At 69.6% G+C, this 23722-nt stretch carries 25 protein-coding genes; 5 read left to right on the top strand and 20 right to left on the bottom strand.

The genetic code is table 11. The features are described from left to right. Nucleotides 1–47 precede the first annotated feature (47 nt). Nucleotides 48–1313: an MFS transporter gene (locus A5781_RS14830; protein ID WP_067207504.1), complete on the bottom strand. Its 1266-nt coding sequence runs from the start codon at nt 1311–1313 to the stop codon at nt 48–50. A 288-nt stretch (nt 1314–1601) separates the two neighbouring features. Here A5781_RS14830 and A5781_RS14825 point away from each other — a divergent pair, with 288 nt between their 5' ends. Beyond that, nucleotides 1602–2378: a hypothetical protein gene (locus A5781_RS14825; protein WP_067207344.1), complete on the top strand. Its 777-nt coding sequence runs from the start codon at nt 1602–1604 to the stop codon at nt 2376–2378. Nucleotides 2379–2382: 4 nt separating this feature from the next. Beyond that, nucleotides 2383–3051, top strand: a complete 669-nt coding sequence (locus A5781_RS14820; protein WP_067207342.1) for a response regulator transcription factor — start codon at nt 2383–2385, stop codon at nt 3049–3051. On the opposite strand, the gene A5781_RS14815 is transcribed toward A5781_RS14820, so the two are convergent. Further along, a complete protein-coding gene (locus tag A5781_RS14815; protein WP_067207502.1) occupies nt 3033–4454 on the bottom strand; it encodes a HAMP domain-containing sensor histidine kinase in 1422 nt (473 codons plus the stop codon). The genes A5781_RS14820 and A5781_RS14815 overlap by 19 nt on opposite strands. 58 nt (nt 4455–4512) lie before the next feature. On the opposite strand from A5781_RS14815, the gene A5781_RS14810 reads away from it, so the two are divergent. Next, nucleotides 4513–4782 carry a hypothetical protein gene (locus tag A5781_RS14810; RefSeq protein ID WP_067207499.1) on the top strand — a complete coding sequence of 90 codons (270 nt, stop codon included), beginning with the start codon at nt 4513–4515 and terminating at the stop codon, nt 4780–4782. A 2-nt stretch (nt 4783–4784) separates the two neighbouring features. Here A5781_RS14810 and A5781_RS14805 read toward each other — a convergent pair whose 3' ends face one another. The 6 genes from A5781_RS14805 to A5781_RS14780 all read right to left on the bottom strand — a co-directional run bounded on the left by A5781_RS14805 (nt 4785) and on the right by A5781_RS14780 (nt 10678). Further along, nucleotides 4785–7637, bottom strand: a complete 2853-nt coding sequence (locus A5781_RS14805) for an aminotransferase class I/II-fold pyridoxal phosphate-dependent enzyme (protein ID WP_067207339.1) — start codon at nt 7635–7637, stop codon at nt 4785–4787. A gap of 77 nt (nt 7638–7714) precedes the next feature. Beyond that, nucleotides 7715–8113: an antitermination protein NusB gene (locus A5781_RS14800; RefSeq protein ID WP_067207334.1), complete on the bottom strand. Its 399-nt coding sequence runs from the start codon at nt 8111–8113 to the stop codon at nt 7715–7717. Next, on the bottom strand, nt 8110–8607 hold the full coding sequence (gene nusB / locus A5781_RS14795) for a transcription antitermination factor NusB (RefSeq protein ID WP_067207331.1): 498 nt from the start codon (nt 8605–8607) through the stop codon (nt 8110–8112). The genes A5781_RS14800 and nusB overlap by 4 nt, the downstream gene beginning before the upstream one ends. After that, nucleotides 8604–9167: an elongation factor P gene (gene efp / locus A5781_RS14790; protein WP_066945215.1), complete on the bottom strand. Its 564-nt coding sequence runs from the start codon at nt 9165–9167 to the stop codon at nt 8604–8606. Before efp ends, nusB begins: the two co-directional genes overlap by 4 nt. A gap of 120 nt (nt 9168–9287) precedes the next feature. Next, on the bottom strand, nt 9288–9509 hold the full coding sequence (locus A5781_RS14785) for a hypothetical protein (protein WP_067207328.1): 222 nt from the start codon (nt 9507–9509) through the stop codon (nt 9288–9290). A 50-nt stretch (nt 9510–9559) separates the two neighbouring features. Beyond that, nucleotides 9560–10678, bottom strand: a complete 1119-nt coding sequence (locus A5781_RS14780) for a Xaa-Pro peptidase family protein (RefSeq protein ID WP_067207325.1) — start codon at nt 10676–10678, stop codon at nt 9560–9562. Nucleotides 10679–10711: 33 nt separating this feature from the next. Between A5781_RS14780 and A5781_RS14775 the strand changes: the two genes are divergently transcribed. Further along, nucleotides 10712–11443, top strand: a complete 732-nt coding sequence (locus A5781_RS14775; protein ID WP_082939356.1) for a B-4DMT family transporter — start codon at nt 10712–10714, stop codon at nt 11441–11443. On the opposite strand, the gene aroQ is transcribed toward A5781_RS14775, so the two are convergent. The 10 genes from aroQ to A5781_RS14725 form a co-directional block, all read right to left on the bottom strand. Beyond that, nucleotides 11440–11880 (bottom strand): type II 3-dehydroquinate dehydratase, encoded by a 441-nt coding sequence (gene aroQ, locus A5781_RS14770; protein WP_067207317.1) that lies wholly within the window; start codon nt 11878–11880, stop codon nt 11440–11442. The genes A5781_RS14775 and aroQ overlap by 4 nt on opposite strands. Further along, nucleotides 11880–12962 carry a 3-dehydroquinate synthase gene (gene aroB / locus A5781_RS14765; protein WP_067207313.1) on the bottom strand — a complete coding sequence of 361 codons (1083 nt, stop codon included), beginning with the start codon at nt 12960–12962 and terminating at the stop codon, nt 11880–11882. Before aroB ends, aroQ begins: the two co-directional genes overlap by 1 nt. Then, a complete protein-coding gene (locus tag A5781_RS14760) occupies nt 12959–13495 on the bottom strand; it encodes a shikimate kinase (RefSeq protein WP_067207308.1) in 537 nt (178 codons plus the stop codon). Before A5781_RS14760 ends, aroB begins: the two co-directional genes overlap by 4 nt. Then, entirely contained in the window at nt 13495–14700 is a 1206-nt protein-coding gene (gene aroC, locus A5781_RS14755) for a chorismate synthase (RefSeq protein ID WP_067207303.1), read from the bottom strand. The genes A5781_RS14760 and aroC overlap by 1 nt, the downstream gene beginning before the upstream one ends. 57 nt (nt 14701–14757) lie before the next feature. Then, complete coding sequence (locus A5781_RS14750; protein WP_067207300.1) at nt 14758–15192, bottom strand: A24 family peptidase; 435 nt, start codon at nt 15190–15192, stop codon at nt 14758–14760. Between the two features lie 11 nt (nt 15193–15203). Next, complete coding sequence (locus A5781_RS14745) at nt 15204–16013, bottom strand: shikimate dehydrogenase (RefSeq protein ID WP_156624664.1); 810 nt, start codon at nt 16011–16013, stop codon at nt 15204–15206. Further along, nucleotides 16000–17241, bottom strand: coding sequence for an endolytic transglycosylase MltG (gene mltG / locus A5781_RS14740; protein WP_067207294.1), 1242 nt, complete (start codon nt 17239–17241; stop codon nt 16000–16002). Before mltG ends, A5781_RS14745 begins: the two co-directional genes overlap by 14 nt. Then, nucleotides 17234–17755, bottom strand: a complete 522-nt coding sequence (gene ruvX, locus A5781_RS14735) for a Holliday junction resolvase RuvX (protein ID WP_067207291.1) — start codon at nt 17753–17755, stop codon at nt 17234–17236. The genes mltG and ruvX overlap by 8 nt, the downstream gene beginning before the upstream one ends. Continuing rightward, nucleotides 17756–20464, bottom strand: a complete 2709-nt coding sequence (alaS, locus tag A5781_RS14730; RefSeq protein WP_067207288.1) for an alanine--tRNA ligase — start codon at nt 20462–20464, stop codon at nt 17756–17758. A gap of 83 nt (nt 20465–20547) precedes the next feature. Next, nucleotides 20548–20937, bottom strand: a complete 390-nt coding sequence (locus tag A5781_RS14725; protein WP_197503851.1) for a secondary thiamine-phosphate synthase enzyme YjbQ — start codon at nt 20935–20937, stop codon at nt 20548–20550. Nucleotides 20938–21107: 170 nt separating this feature from the next. Between A5781_RS14725 and A5781_RS14720 the strand changes: the two genes are divergently transcribed. Next, complete coding sequence (locus A5781_RS14720; RefSeq protein WP_067207282.1) at nt 21108–21731, top strand: hypothetical protein; 624 nt, start codon at nt 21108–21110, stop codon at nt 21729–21731. A gap of 72 nt (nt 21732–21803) precedes the next feature. On the opposite strand, the gene A5781_RS14715 is transcribed toward A5781_RS14720, so the two are convergent. Both A5781_RS14715 and A5781_RS14710 read right to left on the bottom strand, forming a co-directional pair. Then, a complete protein-coding gene (locus tag A5781_RS14715) occupies nt 21804–22139 on the bottom strand; it encodes a hypothetical protein (RefSeq protein WP_067207279.1) in 336 nt (111 codons plus the stop codon). Next, entirely contained in the window at nt 22139–23500 is a 1362-nt protein-coding gene (locus A5781_RS14710) for a replication-associated recombination protein A (protein WP_067207276.1), read from the bottom strand. Before A5781_RS14710 ends, A5781_RS14715 begins: the two co-directional genes overlap by 1 nt. Between the last annotated feature and the right edge of the window lie 222 nt (nt 23501–23722).

Here is a 23722-nt window from a genome sequence, read left to right as displayed (position 1 = left end):
TCGCCGGCTACCCGGCTTCGCCCAGCGCCCGGCTTCGTCGAGCGCGATCACTTAGCGGCAGTCACCTCCCGATTCAGCGTAAATCGTGATGGCGCAGCACTTTTCGGGTTCTCCGGTCCCGACGGTCGCAGCCGGGTGGGCACCAGCGGGACGGCCGCCAACGGGAACAGCGCGCAAAGCGCCCAGGCGGGCGGGTATTCGGCGGCGACGATCAGCGCGCCGAAGAGTGGCGGCCCGGCGGCGGCCATCAGCCGCTGAGTGGTGTTCTGCACGCCCAGGGCGCGCCCGCTCCAGAACGGGCCGGCGAACTCGGTGATGGCGGTGGCCTCGAGCCCATTGTCGAGCATCGCGATCACCGCGATGGCGACCATGAGCAACACGTCGTAGCCCGACCCGGTGCCGTCGGTGAGGGCAAGCAGGAACAGCGCCAGCGCGGCGGCGATGGCGATGGCGCGGACCGGCCGCATCCGCGAGCCGACGCGATCCGACCACCGCCCGACCGCGATTCGGCCCACCGCGCCCAGCAGCTGACTCAGGGTGACCAAACCGCCGGCCGCCGCGACCGACCAGCCATGGCGATTCATCAGCCACACGAGCATGAACGTCACCGTCAGCGTTTGCGGCATCATCAGCAGGGCGCCCACCGCGTGAATCCGCCACAGCACGAACGACCCGCGATATGGACTCGCCAGTTCCGTGTCGGTGGCTGCCTGGCGTGATTTCCGCGGCGGATCGACGATCCCCAGCGTGCTGGCCGCTGCCGCCACCGTGCACATGAGGGCGAGGAACATCAGCCCCGAACGGGGACCGCGCTCGGCCAGCTCCGGAATCACCAACGCGCCCAACGCGATGCCCAACGGCTGCGCGGCCTGGCGGATGCCCATCGCCAGGCCCCGTTGGTGCGCCGGGAACCACGCGGACACCAGCCGCCCGCCGGCGGTGTTACAGCTGGCCGCGGCCATCCCACCGAGAAAGAGGAAGACACCGATGGCCACCATCGAATGGGCAGACGCCGCGGCGTAGGCCGCTGCCGCCGTGAGCGCCGAGCCTGCCGTCAGCACCAGCCGCTCGCCGACGCGGTCCAGCACCCAGCCCCAGAGCACAAGCGTTACCACCATCCCCCAGCTCGGCATGGACGACACCAGGCCGGCTTCGGTCAGCGGGATGCCGCGGCGGGCCTGCAGCGACGGGATCAGGAACGCAACGCCATTGATGAACAGGAACGACGTTGCCGTCACCCCCAAGGAGACGATCATGACCGACCAGCGCGCACCCGCGCCCAGTTGGCTAGCGCTACCGGCCCCGGAAAGCATGCAATCCATCGTGGCACGACGTTCACCCGGCGCCTGGCGCCGAGATCGCTGTAACTTATTGAACGCTAAGGTAATTGACACAAAAAGCTCAGCGTCCACGCACCGGCCCCCGTGGCCCGAAGTGCGGAACTGCATTGTGCGCCTGGCCTTTTGGGATCCCGGTGGGACGACCATTCGACACGGCGATTCACAGTGTGGACACAGCGGTTTCTTATCCGGGCCCTCAGCGTCTTCTCAGCGCGACTACCCTAGGAATGCATCAACGACGACACCGGAAGATGACTGTGGATGAGTGACCTTTCGCGGCAAGCGTTGACCAAGGTGCCGGCGGTCACCCTGGGCTTCTGGATCATCAAGATCTTGGCGACCACGTTGGGCGAGACGGGCGGCGACACCGTCACGATGACGCTGAACTGGGGCTACGCGGCCGGGGTCGCCCTTTTCGGCGTCGCGCTGGTGGTGCTGGTTGCCGCTCAGATCGTCGCCAAACGCTTCCACGCGAGCCTGTACTGGGCGACGATCGTGGCGTCGACGACGTTCGGCACGACGCTGGCCGACTTCGCCGACCGATCGCTCGGCATCGGTTACACCGGCGGGTCGCTCCTGCTCCTGGGTTGCCTCCTGGCCACCTTGGGCCTGTGGCGGTGGTCGGAGGGCACCGTGTCGGTTACCACCGTCTCGACGCCGAAAGTCGAGGCCTTCTATTGGGCAACCATCACGTTCTCGCAGACCCTGGGCACCGCGCTGGGCGACTGGCTCGCGGACACTCGCGGATTCGGTTACGAGCGTGGGGCGTTGGTGTTCGCCGCCGGCCTTGCCGTCGTCATCGCGCTCTACTACTGGACCGCCGTATCGCGGGTCGCGTTGTTCTGGGTTGCGTTCATCCTGACCCGCCCATTGGGCGCAACGATCGGCGACTTCATCGACAAGCCGGTCGCCGACGGCGGCCTCAACCTGAGCCGCCCGCTGGCCTCGGCCGTGATCGCGGCGATCATCGTGGCGTTGATCGCCGTCCTGCCGCAGCGGCCGGGACACCACCCCGGCGCGGCCCACGAAGAGGCGTGATGGCATGAGAGTCCTTCTCGTCGAGGACGAGGCGCGGCTGTCGGCCACTCTCGCTCGGGGGCTCAAGGCGGAGGGATTCGTCGTCGTGGCCGTCGGCACGGGCGTCGACGGCCTACGGGAGGCGGTTGACACCGGCTTCGACGTGGTGATCCTCGACATCATGCTGCCCGGCCACAGCGGATACGAGGTGCTGCGCCGGATGCGGGCGCAAAACGTCTGGACGCCGGTCCTGATGCTGACGGCCAAGGACGGTGAGTACGACGAAACGGACGCTTTCGACCTGGGAGCCGACGACTACCTGACCAAACCGTTCTCGTTTCGGGTGCTGGTGGCGCGGCTGCGGGCCCTGATGCGCCGCGGCGTGCCGGAGCGGCCCGCGGTGCTGGCCGCGGGATCGCTGCGCCTGGACCCAGCGCGGCACACCGTCCACCGTGACTCCGCCCCGATCACGTTGACCCCCAGGGAATTCGGGGTGCTCGAATTCCTCATGCGCAACAAGGACATGGTCGTGACCAAGGCCGAGATACTTCGCAACGTGTGGGATGCGCACTACCGCGGGCCCGACAACGTGGTGGAGGTTTACGTGGGATATCTGCGTCGCAAGATCGATATTCCCTTCGGCACCAACACCATCGAAACGATTCGGGGCGTCGGCTACCGGCTGCTGTGCTGAGGGTCGTGTAGCGGCAGGGACACCACCATCCGGGTTCCGCCGCCCGCCCGGTCCTCGATGGCGACCGAGCCGCCGTGAGCGGCGACCACCTCGGCGACGATCGCGAGGCCCAGGCCGGCTCCCCCGCCGCTGCGGGCACGGTCGGAATCCAGACGCACGAAGCGCTCGAACACCCGGGTCCGGTCGGCCGGGGAGATCCCCGGGCCGTCATCGCTGACGGTAACAGTGGCCGTCCCGTTGCCGCTGCCGACTTCCACGGCGACACGCGAAGTGGCATGGCGGACAGCGTTTTCCACCAGGTTGCGGATCATTCGCGAGATGGCCATCGGGTCGCCGGTGCAGCGCACCGGGCCGATGTCGGTGTCGATTGCGCAGCGCGCCTCCCGTCGCACGCGGGCGACCTCGACGTCGGCGACCTCATCGAGGGCGAGTACTTCCTTGCGCCGCACCAGGCTCTGCTCGTCGGCGCGGGCCAGCAGCAGCAGGTCTTCGATCAGCGCGTGCATGCGTTGCGCCTCGGGAAGCAGGGTGTTGACCGCCAACTCGGCGTCGAGCAGGTCTGGGTGGGCCTCGGCGACTTCCAGCCCGGAGATGATGGTGGCCAGCGGGCTGCGCAGTTCATGCGACGCGTCGCCGATAAAGCGCTGTTGCGCACGGTGGCCGGCTTCGATACGGGACAGCATCCGGTTCATGGTCACCGCCAGAGCGGCGATCTCGTCGCGGCCGTTGGGCACCGGCACCCGCTCGGCCAGGTCGGAGGTCGAGATCTCGGCCACCCGCGCGCGGATCGCGTCCACCGATCGCAGCGACCGGCGAACCAGCACGAACGTCGCGACCGCCGCCCCCGCGATGACGATGGGCGCACCGGCCGCCAGGAGCAGGGCGACGGTCCGCGCGGTCTCCTCGACCGCCTCGCTCCCCCCGCCAACGAGCACCGTGTAATCGCCGGACGGGGTTGCGACCCGCCGACCGCTGACGCGCATGTCGTCACCCGCCACCGCGTCGTCAGACAGGCCGCGACGCAGCGCGAAGTCGAACTCGCTCACGGGAACGAGCGGCGTGGCGGGTGCGGAACGCGACCGCTTGACCACCCTGCCGTCGGGGGCGATCACTTGCACGGCGACCACCCTGGGGTCGGTGGTCAACAGGGCGTTGTCGAGGCCGGCCGGCAGCTCGGCCTGCAGCGCGTTCGCCAGGTCGCGAACTCTTTCGGCGGCGGCATAATCGACGCCCACCAGTAGCGACCGGTACAGGATCGCGTCCAGTCCCGCGCCGGCGAGGGCAAGGGCGCAGAGCACGACGACAGCCGACACAGCGGCCGAGCGAGCGGCGATGCCCCCGTGCGGGAGGCGAGGCGACAGCACCCCTCCGATTCTGCAGGGCCGCGCACCGTTGGGAAACACCGAGGTCAGCACTCTTCTCAGCGGCTTCTCAGCGATCGGCTCCTACGCTGACACCGTCATGTCTGGTACTGCACGCCCGGCGGGTCACAAGAACCGCGCGACCACGCGAATGCTGGTCTACGCCGCCATCGCCGTCGGATTGGGGTTGGTGGCAGCGGGCCCCGCAGGCGCCGACCCGAGCCCGTTCAGCACCCTCAGCTGCGGCTGTCCGGAAACGGCGCCGGCCGGCAGCCCGGCCCGCGGCGACGAGATCACCCGAGGGATCCGGGCAGGCGAGCTCGGCTGGGCGCAGCCCACCCCCCGATACTCGGCCCCGTCGCGTCCCTAGCCTCAGGCGCCTTCGCTGACGGCTCGCGCGGTACGGTCACCATTGCCGGCGCCGTTCATGCCCGAAGCGTCCGACGGCAACTCGAACGAGGGATACGCCGTACCCACCGCCGCCAGCGCCGCGTTCCGCTGGGCCTCCATCCGCGCCAGCGCCACCTCGGTGAACACCGACAGCCCCAGGTCGGGGTTGTAGCCGTGGATCTCTTTCACGTCGAGCTGGGCCAAGAAGTAGATGATCTCCTTGGACACCACCTGACCGGGGACCAAAACCGGGAAGCCCGGCGGGTAGGGCACCACGAACGTGGTGGACACCAGCGTCTTGCCCTCCGCCAAACGCCGGCCCGCCATGCCGATCAGGACGTGCTCGCGATCGGACTCCTCGTATCCGGCGTAGAAGGCCGACCGCATGTCGCCGAAGATGCACGCGTCCACCGGCCGGAAGGCGACGTCGAACTCGCTGAAGTCGGGCAGGTGCGGCAGGTCCTGCGTGATCTCCTCGACGTGACGCTCCTGCAGCGCCCGGTCGGCGACGCTGGCGGCGTTCTCGGCGCGGTCGAAATCGATTGCCACCCTGCGTAATACATCGAGCAGATAGTGCACGCTCGACCATGTCACACCGATGGTGAAGATCAACAGCACGCTGTTGATCGACGTCTTGTTGATCTGGATGCCGAATCGGTCCATCAGGATCTTCTCGCGGAAGTCGTACCCGTTCATCCCCGTCTTGCCGACGAACAACGTCACCCGCGTCGCGTCCAGCACGAACTGATCGGACCGCCACGCCTCGTTCCACTCGGCCAGCGCCCCCTGCCGGACCTCGCGGTAGGAACTCACCGACGACGCCCGGAACTCCTCGGGCACCAGATCGGACTCGTCGAGGATGCGGAACCACTTGCTGATCAACCGGTCTCGGCGCACCCGGTGGCGGAATACCAGCGCCATGTCGTAGGTCTGCCGGACCAGCTGGAAGCCCTCGATGTCGACCTGCCGGCGCGCCAGGTCCAGCGACGCCAGCAGTTGCTGGTTGGGTGACGTCGAGGTGTGGGTCAGGAACGCCTCACCGAACGCATCGCGGGCCAGGGCGTTGAAATCCTGGTCGCGGACGTGGATCATCGACGCCTGCCGAAGCGCCGACAGCGACTTGTGCGTCGAATGCGTCGCGTACACGCGGACCCGCGCGCGGGCGGGGTCGGGCAACAGCGGGCGGTCGACCCACTCCGAGCGGTCGACCCCTTCCATCGACGCCGCCCAATCCCGGTACTCGGCAGCGTATTCCGGCGAAGCCAGCATCCGCTCGAGACGCTCGGCCGACACCATCGCGGTCCGCTGCCGGGCCCAGGGCACGGCGGTCGCGAACGCGTACCACGCCTCGTCCCACAAGAAGCAGATGTCCGGCTTGATCGCCAGCACCTCCTGCATGACCTGCAGCGGGTTGTAGACCACGCCGTCGAAGGTGCAGTTGGTCAGTAGCAGCATGCGCACCCGGTCCAGCTGGCCGGCCGCCTCGAGACCCAGCAGCGTCTGCTTGATCGTGCGCAGCGACACGGCCCCGTAGATCGCGAACTGCGGCAACGGATAAGCATCCAGGTACAACGGGTACGCACCCGCCAGCACCAGCCCGTAGTGATGCGACTTGTGGCAGTTGCGGTCGATCAGCACGATGTCGCCCGGCCGGGTCAGGGACTGGACGACGATCTTGTTGGCGGTGGACGTCCCGTTGGTGACGAAATACGTGTGGTCGGAATTCCACGTGTGCGCGGCCTTGTCCATCGCCTTCTTGATGTTGCCGTGCGGGTCGAGCAACGAGTCCAGGCCGCCGGACGTGGTCGAGGTCTCGGCCATGAAGATGTTGCGGCCGTAGAACTCGCCCATGTCCTGCAACGACTTCGAGTTGAAGATGCTGGCACCTCGCGCGACGGGCAGCGCGTGGAATTGGCCGACCGGTGCCGCCGCATACGCCCGCAACGCATCGAAAAATGGTGTGGCGTAACGGTTTCGAAGCCCGGCGAGGACGGTGCTGTGCAGGTCGGTGACATCGTTGAGTCGGTAGAACGTCCGGTCGTAGACGTCGGGCTCGGTGTCATCGCCCGCCGCGATGGACTCGTCGGTCAGCAGATACAGGTCGATGTGGGGCCGCAACTCCCGGATCCACTCGCCGCACTCCACCCAGTCGTTGGCACGGTCGGGAATGACCCCGTCCGCATCCTCGTTGGGCCCGAGCAGCGTGTTCATCAGCGGCAGCCGGTCGCGGGAGCGCAGCGGCAGGTCGTCGCGGATGATGGCGGCCTGGATCTCGCCGTTCAGGGCGACCGCGGTGATGGCGTCTTCGACGCTGGGCACCACCAGGATCTCGAACTGCACATCGTCGGACGGGTTGCGCAGGTCCCGCAGGCATTCGGCCAGACAGTCCGGGGCCGTCGCGGGCGCGTCGTCGGCGAGCAAAACGGTGTAGAACTGCTGCTGTTTGGCCTGGGCTACCAGCTCCTGGTCGGCCAGCGGCGCCGAGGTGTCGAAAAGCCCTGCGCGGTCGCCGTATTCGCTCAGCAGCCGGACGGCCATGGAAACCTCTTCGGTGAGCCGCACCGTGGACAGGCTCTCGAGGTGCGCGCGGAACGTCGCCAGGTTCGCCGCCCCCGGATACAGCCAGTACCGCTCGTAGGCGGCGATGCGGTCCATCAGGCGCTTCACCCTGGCCACGTCGTGGGTCTTGTCGAGCCCGGCCAGGTCGACCTCGGCGAGGTGGCGGCACGCGTCGTCGAGCAGATTCCACGTGTCGACGCGGGCGTAGGACGGGTTGGCCACCGCCGCCAGCGCGGAGACGCGGAGTCGTCGCGGCTGGGTGGTGTATCGAGTCATGACCTCACCTGTTTTCTGAGCGACTTGTATTCTCACCCCGCCGCGCGGCCCACGTGATCGTTTCGCGTGAGCTCTCCTCAGCTGTTCAGCTCGTCGTCATCCTCGTCAGCGTCCACGATGCGCCGGTTGACGCGCGTGCTGTCCACCCAGCGCAGTACCGGAAGGTCCCAGCGGCGGGCCGGCAACTCGGTGACGTCGGACAGCGATCGCACCACGGCCTGGGTCAGGCCCATGATCGCGGCCATCACGGGCAGCAGCGGCTGCAGCGGCCTCGCGGCGGTGCGAACCGTGCTGATGCGGCGGGCCACGATCAGCCGCTCGACGCAGTGATACAGCCAGGCGCCCACCGCGAGCGCGTAGATCGACAGCGCCGACGCGACGATGGTCCAGCCGAAGGCGGCGCAGACCACGGCACCCAGCACCACCGTCGCGGCCAGCAACCCCGCGACGACGGCGCGCAGCTCCAGCCGGCTCACGCCTGGCGTTCCTCGGTTTCCGGCGCGGCCGCCGCACTCGAACGCACCGCGGCGGCGGCCGCCCGGATCTGCGGCGTCACCAGCATGACCTGGCCCAGCACGCCGTTGACGAAGGCCGGCGAGTCGTCGGTGGACAGCTCCTTGGCCAGCTGCACGGCCTCGTCCACGGCGACCGGCTCCGGGACGTCGTCGGCGTAGAGCAGCTCCCACACCGCGACCCGCAGGATGGCGCGATCGACGGCGGGCAGCCGGTCCAGCGTCCAGCCCTGCAGATGCGAGCTGATCAGGTCGTCGATGTGGGCGGCGTGTTCCCCGACCCCCCGGGCGGCCGCGACCGTGTACGGCTGCAACGGCGCCACCTCCGAGTTCGCCGCGGCCAGCGCGGCGCGCCCGTCGGCGACCTCGGCCGGGCCCAGCCCGCGGGCCTCGGCCTCGAACAACAGGTCGACGGCACGCTTGCGGGCCTGATGGCGCCCCCTGACGGGCCTGCTCACGCGTTGACGCGCCCCAAATAGCTGCCGTCGCGCGTGTCCACCTTCAGCTTGTCGCCGGTGTTGATGAACAGCGGCACCTGAATCTCCGCCCCGGTCTCCACGGTGGCGGGTTTGGTGCCGGCGCTGGACCGGTCGCCCTGCAGGCCCGGCTCGGTGTGGGTGACCTCCATCTCGACCGACACCGGCAGCTCGAGGTAGAGCGGGGCCCCGTTGTGGAACGCCACCTGCACCGGCAGGCCCTCCAGCAGGAACCGGGCGGCGTCGCCGACCAGCGACTCCGGCAGCGGGTGCTGCTCGTAGTCCTGGCTGTCCATGAACACGAAGTCCGAGCCGTCGCGGTACAGGTACGTGGCGTCGCGCCGGTCGACGGTGGCCGTCTCCACCTTCACGCCGGCGTTGTACGTCTTGTCGACGACCTTGCCGGAAAGCACATTCTTCAGCTTGGTGCGCACGAAGGCCGGACCCTTGCCCGGTTTGACGTGCTGGAACTCGACGATCTGCCAGAGCTGGCCGTCGATCACCAGCACCAGTCCGTTCTTGAAATCGGCGGTGCTTGCCACGGTTCGGTGTATCTCCTAGAGGATGGACAGTCGTTCGCGAACTGTCTGCAATTTGTCCGTCAGTCTAAAGCGCGACGCGGCCGACGCCCGCGCGTCGGGTGGCGGCGGGAAGCTCCCGCGTTAGGGGCCGGCCTCGGCCGGCTCGCTCGGCGAAGGCCGCAGCCGCTTGATCATCGTCAAGAAGGGGACGTTGAGCTTTCTCCCGCCGGAAAACGGCACCGGGACTGGGAAATACACGATGTCGATCTCTAGCCGCAGCTCCCGCAGGGGCTGGGCGCTCAGCTCCCACCGAAAATCCCGCAAGCGCGTCAGCCCACGCTCGATTGGCTCCACCCCATTCACGCCACCCGACTTTACCCCCGGCCGCCAGGCCGCCGAACCGCGCGGTTCGGCTAGGCCAGAACCGCCAACTCCTTCGGAAACCGGGTGAGCAACTCCGGCGCCTGCCCGCGGGTCGCCGCGGATTCGCCGGGCACGACCAGGGTGTCCTCGATGCGCACGCCGCCGCGGCCCGGCAGGTAGACGCCCGGCTCGACGGTCACCACCGAACCGGCCAGCAACGTGCCGGTGGACGTGGCGCCGATCCCCGGCGCCTCGTGGATCTGCAACCCCACGCCGTGCCCCAGCCCGTGGCCGAACTGCTCGCCGTAGCCCGCGTCGACGATCAGCTGGCGCGCCGCGCCGTCGACGTCGCGCAGGTTGGCGCCCGCCCGCAACGCCTCCCGCCCGGCCCGCTGGGCGTCGGCGACCAGCTGATAGATCTCCAGCTGCCAGTCGGCGGCCTTGCCGAGCACGAAGGTGCGGGTCATGTCGGAGTGATAGCCGGCCACCAGCGCGCCGAAGTCGATCTTCACGAAGTCCCCGGCCGCCAGCGCGGCGTCGGTGGGACGGTGATGCGGGATCGCCGAATTCGGCCCGGCGGCCACGATGGTCTCGAACGAGATCGCGTCGGCGCCGTGGTCGAGCATCAGCGCCTCGAGCTCCCGGCTCACCTCACGCTCGGACCGGCCGGGCCGCAGGCCGCCCCGCTCCACCAGCGTGGCGAGGGCGGCGTCGGCCGCCTCGCAGGCCAGCCGCAGCAGCGCCACCTCACCGTCGTCCTTGACCTCGCGCAGCGCCTCGACGGTCCCGGCGGCCCGCACCAGCTCGGTGGCCGCCTTGCGCTCGCCGAGCTCGCTGGTCAGGACGTCGAAGGCGTCGACGGTCACCACGTTGCTTTCGAAGCCCAGTTTCTCGACGCCGTCCTCGGCGGCCCGGCCGACCAGGTAGCGCCCGAGGGCGCGTTCGATGGCGATCTCGAGTCCGGGCGCCTGCTCCGCGGCCTGGGTGCGATACCGGCCGTCGGTGGCCAGCACCGGGCCGCGATCGTCGGCGAAAACCAGCAACGCGCCGTTCGAGCCGGTGAACCCGGATAGGTAGCGCACGTTGTTCAGGTCGCTGACCAGCAGCGCGTCCAGTCCGCCGGCTCGAATTTGCGCCTTCAGGTTGTCCCGGCGCTGAGAATGTGTCACGACCCTTGACGGTACTCGCTACGCTGATTGCCCATGAGGTCCTGGATGCTGCGCGGATTGGTCTACGCCGCGGCGATGGTAATCGTTCGCTTGTTCCAAGGCGCGTTGATAAACGCATGGCAGACGCAGGCCGGGCTTTTTAGCGTGGTGCTGCTGCTTTTGTTCATCATCGGCGTGGTCGTTTGGGGGGTATTCGACGGCCGGGCCGATGCCCACGCGAACCGGGACCCGGACCGGCGCCGCGATCTGGCGATGACCTGGCTGCTGGCCGGCCTGGTGGCCGGCGTCCTATCCGGCGCCGTCTCCTGGCTCATCGCGCTGGTGTACAAGGGTCTCTACACCGGTGGCCTGATCAACGAGCTGACCACGTTCGCGGCGTTCACCGCGCTCTGCGTGTTCCTGCCCGGGATCATCGGCGTAACCATCGGCCGCTGGCGGGTGGACCGGCAGTTCGAGAAGGAGCCGGAGAAGCGCCACGGCCTTGGCGACAGGGAAGGGCGGGACAGCGACACTGACGTGTTCTCGGCGGTGCGCGGTGACGACGCGCCGACCGGGGAGATCCCCACGGCTGGAGCGCGGCACGAGGAGCGGACCGCGGCGGTCGCCACGGCCGAGCGTGAGGCGCCCACCGAAACGGTGGGCACCACCGAGCGTGAGGCGCCCACCGAAACGATCCCCAAGACCGAGGCCGAGCCCAAAACCGAGGTGATCCGCAAGGCCGGCGACGAGCCCACCACGCCGGGCAACGCGCCCGGCAGGGGCTAACCCTTGGCGGCTTCGGCCAGGTAGCGCAGGGCGAGCAGGTAGCCCTGGATTCCCAGCCCGACGATCACCCCCGTCGCGACCGGGCTGAGGTACGAGTGCCGCCGAAAGTCTTCGCGGGCATGCACATTGGAGATGTGCACCTCGATCAGGGGCGCGCGCAACTCGGCGCACGCGTCGCGCAGCGCGACCGACGTGTGGGTCAGCCCGCCGGCATTGAGGATCACCGGTTCGCCCGCGTCGGCGGCCGAATGGATCCAGTCCAGCAGTTGGGCTTCGTTGTCGCTCTGGCGCACAACGGCTTTCAGGCCGAGCGCGGCGGCCTCCCGCTCGATGAGCTCGGCCAGTTGGTCGTGCGTGGTGTCCCCGTACACCTCGGGCTCACGGCGGCCCAGCCGGCCGAGGTTCGGGCCATTGATGACGTTGACGGTGGTGCTCATCAGGCGTCCTCTCCGTCGGACAGCCCCGCGTATGCCGCCGCCAGCAGCGACGGGTCGGGGCCGGCCAGCCGCCCCGGCTTGGCCAGCCCGTCGAGCACCACGAACCTCAGCACCCCGGCGCGCGACTTCTTGTCCTGGGCCATGTATTCCAGCAGTTGCGGCAACGCCTCGGCGTCGTAACCGACCGGCAGTCCGAGCGCCGACAGGACGGTGCGATGGCGCTGCGCGGTCGCGTCGTCGAGCCGGCCGGCGAGCCTGGCCAGTTCCGCGGCGAACACCAGGCCCACCGACACCGCGGCGCCGTGCCGCCACTCGTAGCGCTCCCTGCGCTCGATCGCGTGCGCCAAGGTGTGGCCGTAGTTCAGGATTTCGCGCAGCTCCGACTCCTTCTCGTCGGCGGCGACGACCTCGGCCTTGACGGCGATCGAGCGCCGGATCAGCTCCGGAAGCACGTCACCCGCGGGGTCCAGGGCGGCCTGCGGGTCGGCCTCGATGAGATCGAGGATCACCGGGTCGGCGATGAAGCCGGCCTTGACCACCTCGGCCATCCCGGCGACGAGTTCGTTGTGCGGCAACGTTTCCAGGGTCGCCAGGTCGACCAGCACCGCCAGCGGCTGATGGAACGCGCCCACCAGGTTCTTGCCCGCGTCGGTGTTGATGCCCGTCTTGCCGCCGACGGCCGCGTCGACCATGCCGAGCAACGTGGTGGGGATGTGGACGATGTCGACGCCGCGTAGCCAGGTGGCCGCCGCGAACCCGGCGACGTCGGTGGCGGCGCCGCCGCCAAGGCTGACCAACGCGTCTTTGCGGTCAATCCCGATGCGGCCCAAGACTTCCCAGAGGAAGCCCACGACGGGTAGGTCCTTTCCGGCCTCGGCGTCCGGGATTTCGATGCGGTGCGCGTCAACGCCCTTGTCCGCCAAGCGGCTTCGGATCGCTTCGGCGGTTTGCGCGAGCGCCGGTTGGTGCACGATGGCCACCCGGTGCCGGTCGCAGAGCAGTTCGACCAGCTGGTCGCCCAGGTCGGTGCCGATGATCACCGGGTAGGGCGGGTCGACGGCCACCTGCACGGTGTGGGTCATGTCGCGGCCTCCGCGTGGGCGTTCTCGGGGGTCTGCAGCCGGGACACGATGTAGCGCACCACCGCCCCGGGATTGCGGCGGTTGGTGTCGACGCGGATCGTCGACACGCGCCGGTACAGCGGGGCCCGCTCGGCCATCAGCGCTTTGTATCTCTCGGCGCGGTCCGGGCCGGCGAGCAGCGGGCGCACGGCGCTGCCGCCGGTGCGCCGCACGCCCTCGTTGGCGCTGATCTCCAGGTAGATGACGGTGTGGCCGGCGAGCGCCGCGCACACCCCCGGGCTGGTGACGGCCCCACCTCCGAGCGACACCACGCCGTCATGGTCGGCCAACGCGGCGCGCACCGCGCCCTCCTCGATGCGGCGGAACTCCTGCTCCCCGTCCGCGGCGAAGATGTCGGCGATGCTGCGCCCGGTCTGCTGCTCGATCGCCGCGTCGGTGTCGAGGAACCCGACGCCGAGCGCCTTGGCCAGGCGCCGCCCGATGGTGGACTTGCCCGAACCCGGCAACCCGACCAGTACCGCCCTGGGTGCCATCACGCGGTACCCCGGGCGGCCGGCGCTTCCCGGTCGGCGACGGCGCGCTGATACGCCTCGATGTTGCGGCGGGTTTCGGTGAGCGAATCACCGCCGAATTTCTCCAGCGCCGCCCGGGCCAGCACCAACGCCACCATGGCCTCGACCACGACGCCGGCGGCCGGCACCGCGCACACGTCCGAGCGCTGGTGGATGGCAACGGCCTCGTCACCGGTCGCCAGGTCGACGGTGGCCAGCGCCCGCGGCACGGTGGAGATGGGTTTCATCGCGGCGCGCACCCGCAGCGGCTGCCCGTTGGTCATGCCGCCCTCGAGCCCGCCCGCGCGGTTGGTCGAGCGGACCACGCCGTCGGGTCCGGGATACATCTCGTCGTGGGCGCGGCTACCGCGGCGGCGGGCCGTTTCGAAGCCGTCGCCGATCTCCACGCCCTTGATGGCCTGGATGCCCATCACCGCGGCGGCGAGCTGGCTGTCGAGCCGGTTGTCGCCGCTGGTGAACGAACCCAGCCCGACCGGCAGGCCCATGACCACCACCTCGACCACGCCGCCGAGGGTGTCGCCGTCCTTCTTGGCCGCCTCGATCTCGGCGATCATGGACTCCTCAGCCTCTTTGTCGAAGGCGCGCACGGGGCTGTCGTCGATCGCGGGCAGGTCTTCCGGGCGCGGCGGCGGGCCGTCGTAGGGCGCCGACGGACCGATCGCGATCACATGCGAAAGCACCTCGACACCCAGGGCCTGGCGCAGGAAGGACCGCGCGACGGTGCCCACCGCGACGCGGGCGGCGGTCTCCCGGGCGCTGGCCCGCTCCAGCACCGGCCGGGCGTCGTCGAAGCCGTACTTGAGCATGCCCGCGTAATCGGCATGGCCGGGCCGCGGCCGGGTGAGCGGTTCGTTGCGCGCCACATTGGCCAGCTCCGCCGGGTCGACTGGGTCGGCGGCCATCACGGTCTCCCACTTGGGCCACTCGGTGTTGCCGATCTCGATGGCGATGGGGCCGCCCAGCGTGATGCCGTGGCGCACCCCGGAGAGCACGGTCACCGCGTCGCGCTCGAACTTCATCCGCGCGCCGCGGCCGTAACCGAGCCGGCGGCGGGCCAACTGGTCGCCGATATCGGTCGAGTTGACCTCGACGCCGGCGACCATGCCCTCGAGCATGGCCACCAAGGCGCGGCCATGGGACTCCCCGGCGGTGATCCAACGCAACACCCGATCATCTTCCCATGTGCGCCCGGGTGGGCTTAAATCCGCGCGTGGCCGTCGGGCTCACACCAGCACCAGGCCGATCGCGGCGGCGGTGGCCGCGCACATCGAGGGGCCGTGCGGCACCGACGTGGCGCCCGCGCCGCCGAGAAGCCGGCCGAGCAGGCCCAACGACACGGTCAGCAGCGGCGCCGCCAGCGCCGCCAGGAACCACACCCCGACGCCGAAACAGCCGGCCAGCGCCCCCAGGCCGATCGCGAGCTTGACGTCTCCCGCCCCCATCCCCGCCGGGGCCGCGGAATGCACCAGTAGATAGACCGCGGTCAACGCCGTCGCCCCCGCGAGGGCGGACCAGCCGCGCCCGGCCAGGGCGGCCGCCAGCAGGATCATCCCGGCGCCGGGCAGCGTCAGCAGGTTGGGCAACCGCCGCTCGCGGATGTCGTAGCCGCTCAACACCGCCAGCCAGACCAGCACCGCGACCGCCGCCGTCAACCGCATGCCGCGGGACGCTAGCCCAAGGCGGCGGCCATGGCCTCTCGCGGCGCCGGGAGGCCTGTGAATAGCTCGACTTGGGTGAAGGCCTGATGCAGCAGCATCTGCAGGCCGCTGATCACGCGGCCGCCGGCGGCGGCCACCGCGGCGGCCAGCGGCGTGGGCCACGGGTCGTAGACGGCGTCGAGCAGCACCGGGATGGCCGCGAAGGTGTCCGCATACCGCGCCCCGACCTCGGCGGGGATCGTGCTGACCAGCACCTCCGCGCCGGCCACCGCAGCGGCCAATTCGCTGCTGTCCAGACCCACGAACCGCGTCGGAACCCCGATTCCCGTGCCGAGCTCCACCAGCCGGGCGGCCTTGTCCGGATTGCGCGCGACGACGGTGATGGCGGTGACGCCCAGCTGGGCCAGCCCCAGCACGGCCGCCGGCGCGGTCCCACCCGACCCGCACACCAGCGCCGGCCCGGCCGCTGACCCCAGCGCCCCGCTCACGCCGTCGATGTCGGTGTTGTCCGCCCGCCAGCCCGCCGCCGTGCGGACCAGGGTGTTGGCCGACCCCACCCGCTCGGCGCGTTCGGTGCGCTCGTCGGCGAACCGCAAGGCGGCGAACTTGCCCGGCATGGTCACCGACACCCCGACCCACTCGGGTCCGAACCCACCGACCACCGCCGGCAGCTGCTCGGCGTCGCACTCGATGCGCTCGTATGTCCAGTCGTGCAGCCCCAGCGCCCGGTAGGCGGCCAGGTGCAGTTGCGGGGACTTCGAGTGGGCGATCGGCTTGCCGAGCACCGCCGCTTTCCGGGGTGCGCCGTCAGCGCGCGCTATCGAGGACACCGTTGCGCTTAGCCAGCTCGATGTTGGCCAGATGCTGCTGATAATCCTTGGTGAACAGCGTCGTCCCCTGGGCATCGATGGTGACGAAGTACAACCAGTCACCGGGCTCGGGATGCTCGGCGGCATGCAGGGCGTCCACCCCGGGCGAACAGATCGCGGTCGCCGGCAACCCCTGCGACACATAGGTGTTCCACGGCGTCTTCTGGGCGCGGTCGGCGTCGGTGGTGGCCACTTCCCGGCGGTCCAGCGGGTAGTTGACCGTCGAGTCGAATTCCAGCGTGTGGTGAGCATGCAGGCGGTTGTAGATGACCTGCGCGACCTTCGCGAAGTCCTGCGACTTGGATTCCTGCTCCACCAGCGACGCCACCACCAGGATGTCGTAGGGCGACAGGCCCATGGCCTGGGCGGTGTCCACCAACCCCGACTTCACGTACTCCACGGCGCCGGCGCTGATCAGCCCCGACAGGATCGTCTCGGCCGACGTCGAGGGGTCGACGTTGAAGGTGCCCGGCGCGATCAGCCCCTCGATCCGGCGATGGTCCTTGCCGAGCTCGGTGAACGGCTCGAGCGCCCACGGCGGCACCGCCAGGGCCGCGGGCGTGCTGTTGGTCGCCGCCGCCCGCAGTTCCTCCACCGCGACGCAGTGCTGGTTGCCGTCCAGGGTCACGCAGGTGGCACGGGAGATCAGCGTCAGGATGCCCGGGGTCACCTTGTTGGTCTTCATGTCGGTGGTGTCGTCGAGTTGGCGGCCCTCCGGGATGACCAGCCGGCCCACCCGGCTGTTCGGGTCGGCCAGCCGCTCGACGGCGTTGGCCGCCGGGATCTCGGTGCGCATCCGGTAGAAGCCGGGCTGGATCGAAGAGATCTTGGTGTTGCCGTGCGCGGCGTTGACGAATGCCCGGACGGTCTTGGTCACCTGCTCGTGCTGCAGCGTCTCCCCGACCATGGTGGTCGAGTCACCGTCCTTGATCTGAATCACGATGTCACGCTTGCCGCTTCCGGTGTAGTCGTCGCCGGACCCGAACACCGTGTGCCACAGCTTGGCGCCGACGAAAACTCCCACCAGCACGACGACGGCGACGACCGCAAGCACGATCTTGCCGGCGAACAGCCGCCGGCGACGCCCCCGGTCGGCCCGGTTCCGGGCAACGCGGCCCCCTTTGCGCGACGGACCGACCGCTTCTGGGTCAGCCCGTTCGCGCCGTGCGCTGTCAACCATCGGTGGACTCCCCCGCCGTCAGGGTGGCTCGGCGTTGGTCGAGCCAGCTCTGCAAGATGGCCACGGCGGCCGCCTGGTCGATCACCGCCCGCTGCTCCCTGGCGCGGACGCCGGCCGCGCGCAGCGATCGCTGCGCGCTGACGGTGGTCAGGCGCTCGTCGGCCAGCCGCACCGGGGTGGGAGGAACTCGGTGGGCCAGCGCTTCCGCCAGTTTGCTGGCCAGCTCCATCGCGTCGACCGCCGACGGGCCGGTGCGGTCGGCCAGTGTCCGCGGCAACCCGACGACCACCTCGACCGCCCCGAGCTCGGCGGCCAGCTCGGCCAGCCGCCGCAGGTGTTTGCCGGAGCGGTCGCGGCGCACGGTTTCCTTGGGCGTGGCCAGGATGCCGTCTGGGTCGCTGCACGCGACGCCGATGCGCACGCTGCCGACGTCGATACCGAGCCGTGGTCCCCGGCCGGGGTCCTGCTCAGGGTCGCCGGGCCGGTCGGGCAAGCGATGCTCTGTGGGAACCACTCAGCCGACCCGCGCTATCTCAGAGCGGACGGCCTCGAGCGCGGCGTCGATGCGGGTCGGGTCCTTTCCGGAACCCTGCGCCAGGTCGGGCTTGCCCCCGCCGCGGCCGTCGACGGTCGCGGCCAGCTGCTTGATCAGGTCGTTGGCGCGGATCCCGAGGTCTTGGGCGGCCGGATTCGCGGCGATCGCGTACGGCACGGTGCCGCCCTCCCCTTCCGCGATCAGCGCCACCACGGCGGGGTCGCTGCCCAGCTTGCCGCGAATGTCGCCCACCAGGGAACGCAGGTCGCCTGCCGTCATCCCCGCCGACATCCGTTGCGCCACCACACGGACGTTACCGATACGCTCCGCGCCGGCCGCGGCATTGGTCGCGGCGGCTCGCGCCCCGGCCAACCGCGCGCGTTCGAGCTCCTTCTCGGCGGCCTTGAGCCGCTCCACCAGGCCGGCCACCCGGCTGGGCACCTCGTCGGACGGCACCTTCAGCGACGACGCCAGCCCCGCCATCAGTGCGCGCTCCTTGGCCAGGTGGCGGAACGAGTCCAGCCCGACGTAGGCCTCCACCCGGCGGACCCCGGACCCGACCGACGATTCGCCCAGGATGGTCACCGGTCCGATCTGCGCCGAGTTGTGGACATGGGTTCCACCGCAGAGTTCCAGCGAGAACGGGCCGCCGATCTCCACCACCCGCACCTGCTCCGGGTAGCTCTCGCCGAACAGCGCGACCGCCCCCATGGCCTTGGCCTTCTCGAGTTGCTCGGTGAAGGTGTGCACCTCGAAGTCCGCCTGGACGGCCTCGTTGGTGACCTCTTCGATCTGGGTGCGCTGCTCGTCGGACAGCGAACCCTGCCAGTTGAAGTCGAACCGCAGGTAGCCCGGGCGGTTCAGCGACCCGGCCTGAACGGCGTTGGGGCCGAGCACCTGTCGCAGCGCGGCGTGCACCATGTGGGTGCCCGAGTGGCCCTGGGTGGCACCCCGGCGCCATTCCGGGTCGACCGCCGCCACCACGGTGTCGCCCTCCACGAATTCCCCGGACTCGACGTTGACCCGGTGCACCCACAGGGTTTTGGCGATCTTCTGCACGTCGGTGACGGCCGCGCGGGCGCACTCTGAGGCGCCCGTCCCGCTGATGGTGCCCTCGTCGGCGATCTGCCCCCCGGATTCGGCGTAGAGCGGAGTGCGGTCCAGCACGAGTTCGACCTGGTGCGCGCCGTCGGTCCCTTCCGTTCGCGAGCCGTGAGTCACCACCGGCACCCGCTTCCCGTCGACGAAGATGCCCAGAATTCTTGCCTCGGAGGCCAGTTCGTCGAAGCCGGTGAATTCGGTGGGGCCGGCGTCGACCAGCTCGCGGTAGGCGCTCAGGTCGGCGTGCGCGTGCTTGCGGGCGGCGGCGTCCGCTTTGGCCCGGCGGCGCTGTTCGGCCATCAGTTCCCGGAAGCCGATCTCGTCGACCTGCAGGCCGGCCTCGGAGGCCATCTCCAGGGTCAGCTCGATCGGGAAGCCGTAGGTGTCGTGCAGCGTGAAGGCGTCCGAGCCGGAAATCGCTTTGGCTCCCGCGGCTTTGGTGGTGCCGGCCACCTCGTCGAACAGCTTGGAGCCGGCCACCAGCGTGCGGTTGAACGCGGTCTCCTCGGCGACGGCGATCCGCCTGATCCGGTCGAAGTCGGCGACCAGTTCGGGATACGACGGCCCCATCGCGTCGCGAACGGTGACCATCAGCTCGCCGACGATGGGGCCTTCGATGTCGAGCAGCTTGGCCGAACGGATCACCCGGCGCAGCAGGCGGCGCAGCACGTACCCGCGCCCGTCGTTGCCGGGAGTGACGCCGTCGCCGATCAGGATCGCTGCGGTGCGGCTGTGGTCGGCGATGACCCGGTAGCGCACGTCGTCGGAGTGGTTGCCGGCGTCGTACCCGCGCGGCGCACGGGCGGCCACGGCATCGATGACGGGCCTCAGCAGGTCGGTCTCGTAGACGTTGTGCACGCCCTGCAGGATGAACGCGACGCGCTCGACGCCCATGCCGGTGTCAATGTTCTTGCGCGGCAGAGGCCCGAGGATTTCGAAGTCGGTTTTGCCGGTGCCCTCGCCGCGTTCGTTCTGCATGAACACGAGGTTCCAGATCTCGATGTAGCGATCTTCGTTGGCCACCGGGCCGCCGCCGACGCCGAACTCCTCGCCACGGTCGTAGTAGATCTCCGACGACGGGCCGCACGGACCGGGGATGCCCATGGACCAGTAGTTGTCTTCCATGCCGCGGCGCTGGATCCGCTCGGCCGGCAGCCCGGCGATCTCCTGCCACAGCTGCACGGCCTCGTCGTCGTCGAAATAGACCGTCGTCCAGATTCTTTCGGGGTCCAGGCCGTAGCCGCCCTCGGACACGCCGTTGGTCAGCAGGGTCCACGCCAGCTCGATGGCGCCGCGCTTGAAGTAGTCGCCGAACGAGAAGTTGCCGGCCATCTGGAAGAAGGTGTTGTGCCGGGTGGTGATGCCCACCTCGTCGATGTCGGGCGTGCGGATGCACTTCTGAATGCTGGTGGCCGTCGAGTACGGCGGTGTGCGCGCGCCCAGGAAGTACGGCACGAACTGGACCATGCCCGCGTTGACGAACAGCAGGTTGGGGTCGTCGAGGATCACCGATGCGCTGGGCACCTCGGTGTGACCCGCCTTCACGAAGTGATCAAGAAACCTCTTCCTGATCTCGTGTGTCTGCACTTCTGGTCCGCTTCTTCCTGTTCACTTTTTCTGCGTGGACGTCTATTCCAGCGTATTCGCCGGAATAGCTGGCTACCGGGCCGCTAACCCTCCAGAAAGCTCAACCGCACCGAGCGGTGCGGGTTGTCCCGGTTCAGGTCGACCAACACGATGCTTTGCCACGTGCCCAGCATCGGCTCGCCGGCGGAGACCGGCACCGTCACCGACGGCGCCACCAGCGCCGGCATCACGTGATCGGCGCCGTGGCCCGGCGAGCCATGCGAGTGCCGGTAACGGTCGTCGCGCGGCAGCAGCCGTTCCAGCGTGTCGAGGAGGTCCTCGTCGGAGCCGGCCCCGGTCTCGATGATGGCGACGCCCGCCGTCGCGTGCGGGACGAACACATTGCACAAGCCGTCGCCCCGCGACCAGCAGAAGCCCCGCACCGCCTCGGTCAGATCGACGATGCGGCGCCGTGTGGTGTCCACGTCGAGCACATCGGTATGCATCCGAACCAGCCTACGGCGCACCTGTTGCGACCAGCCAATCGTTTGTGAGCGCGACCACATCAAGGCATTGCGGCGCGCAACGGGCAGGAGGAAGGTAACTGATGGGCCGGTCGCCCACCGGGCCCCTTCGGTACAAGCCCCAACAGAGGAGGTCGGCCGTGTACGCACGCTCCACCACCATCCAGGCGCAACCCTTATCGGTAGACATCGGTATCGCGCACATTCGCGACATCGTCATGCCGGCCCTCATGGAGATCGACGGGTGTGTCGGACTGTCACTGTTGGTCGACCGGCAGTCCGGAACCTGCATCGCCACCAGCTCGTGGGACAGCATCGACGCCATGCGCGCCAGCGCCGAACGGGTCGCCCCGATTCGCGATCAGGCCGCGTTGATGTTCGACGGCAGCGCGCAGGTCGAGGAGTGGGACATCGCTTTGCTACACCGCGACCACCCGTCCCGTCCGGGAGCCTGCGTGCGGGCCACCTGGCTCAAGGTGGTGCCTGATCAGCTCAGCCGATCGCTGGACTTCTACCGGATGTCGGTGCTGCCGGAGATGGAGGATCTCGACGGGTTCTGCAGCGCCAGCCTGCTGGTCGACCATCCCGCGTGCCGGCGGGCGGTGTCCTGCTCGACGTTCGACTCAATGGACGCCATGGCCCGCAACCGCGACCGGGCCACCGAATTGCGCAGCAGGCGCGTTCGGGAGCTGGGCGCCGAGGTCGTTGACGTGGCCGAGTTTGAGCTGGCGATCGCTCACCTGCGGGTGCCCGAGCTGGTCTAGCGGCGCCCTGGCCGTCGAGCTGGGTGTACCGCCCGCTTGCGGGGGACACGCCAGCGTGGCGCTGGGCGACCGCTAGGGCAGCGCGTCGCCCGGGAATCCGCGGCAGGGGTGCACCTCGAAGGTGAAGACGCCGCTCGCCACACCCGGGTCGTCTGCCATGATCGCGGCGGCGTCGTCGACCGAGGCCGCGAACACCGCGATCCCGCAGACGTCGGAGCCGTCGGTGACCGGCAACACGATGGCCATGACGCCGTCGTCGCGCAGCCCGAAATTGCGCCGCCCGTGCTCCCAGACGGTCCCCGGGGTGGTGTCCTCGCCGACGCGCGGCCCCTGCTTGAGGATGACGACGCTGTAGGGCTTGGTGGTGGCCAGCAGCCGCCCCATCTCCTCGTCAGTGAAGGTTTTCATCACCGTCCCCGCTTCCTGCGGATGATTGCCCGCAACCGTTCCAGCCGCCCGGCCATGTCCCGCTCGCCGCCGCGGCCGGTCGGCCGGTAGTAGTCCACGCCCACCAGCTCGTCCGGCGGATACTGCTGGGCGACGACGCCGTCGGGATCGTTGTGCGAGTACTGGTAGCCCTGCGCGTGTCCCAGCGCCGCCGCGCCGGAGTAGTGCCCGTCGCGCAGATGGGATGGCACCAGGCCGGCCTTACCCACCTTGATGTCGTCCATCGCGGCGGCCAGCGCGGTGGTGACGGAGTTCGACTTGGGCGCGGTGGCCAGGTGGATGGTGGCGTGCGCCAGCGTCAGCTGCGCCTCGGGCATGCCGATCAGCTGCACGGTCTGGGCGGCGGCCACCGCGATCTGCAGCGCGCTCGGGTCGGCCATGCCGATGTCCTCGCTGGCCAGGATCATCAGCCGGCGCGCGAGGAACCGCGGGTCCTCCCCCGCGACGAGCATGCGGGCCAGGTAGTGCAGCGCCGCGTCGACGTCCGAGCCGCGCACCGACTTGATGAAGGCGCTGATGACGTCGTAGTGCTGGTCGCCGTCGCGGTCGTAGCGCACCGCGGCCTTGTCCAGCGACTGCTCGATGGTCTCGACGGTGACGGAGTCGCCAGCCCCCTGAGCCGATTCGGCCGCGACCTCCAGCGCGGTCAGGGCGCGGCGGGCGTCGCCGGCGGCCAGCTGCACCAGCAGGTCGACGGCCTCGGGCGCCACGGCGACCTTCCCGCCCAGCCCGCGCGGGTCGTCGATCGCCCGCTGGACGACGGCGCGGATGTCGTCGGCGCCGAGCGGGCGCAGCTGCAGGATCAGCGACCGGGACAGCAGGGGCGCCACCACGGAGAACGACGGGTTCTCGGTGGTCGCCGCCACCAGCAGCACCACCCGGTTCTCCACGGCGGACAGCAGGGCGTCCTGCTGGGTCTTGGAGAAGCGGTGCACCTCGTCGATGAACAGCACCGTCTGCTCGCCGTTGAGGAGCGCATGCCGTGCCTTCTCGATGACCCCCCGCACGTCCTTGACCCCGGCCGACAGCGCCGACAGCGCCTCGAACCGGCGGCCGGTCGCCTGGGAGATCAGCGCGGCCAGTGTGGTCTTGCCGCTTCCGGGCGGGCCGTAGAGGATGGCCGACGCCACGCCCGATCCCTCGACCAGGCGGCGCAGCGGCGACCCGGGCGCCAGCAGGTGCTCCTGGCCGACCACCTCGTCCAGCGAGGCCGGCCGCATGCGCACCGCCAGCGGTGCACCGGCCGACACGCCCAGGGCGTGATCGCTCGTCGGCGGCGCGCCGGGCAGGTCAAAAAGACCGTCGGACACGGCTTCAGGCATACCACGAAAACGAATCCGGGCGCCGAGCACTCATCTTTGCTAAGTTCCCGTGTGCGCGTGCCCACAGGTTGAGTCAACAGCTAGGACGGACATGAGCCAGCCTCCCGAGTATCCAGGCACCCCGGCCGATCCCCACGGCAGCGAGCACAACCCTCCGGGCCTGTCTCTTATACACATCTCCGAGCCCACGAGACGGAGCTACATCTCGTATGCCGACTTCAG

The organism is Mycobacterium sp. 852002-30065_SCH5024008, assembly GCF_001665645.1.
Classification (GTDB): Bacteria; Actinomycetota; Actinomycetes; order Mycobacteriales; family Mycobacteriaceae; genus Mycobacterium; species Mycobacterium paraffinicum.
This window is presented reverse-complemented; position numbering and strand designations above follow the sequence as displayed.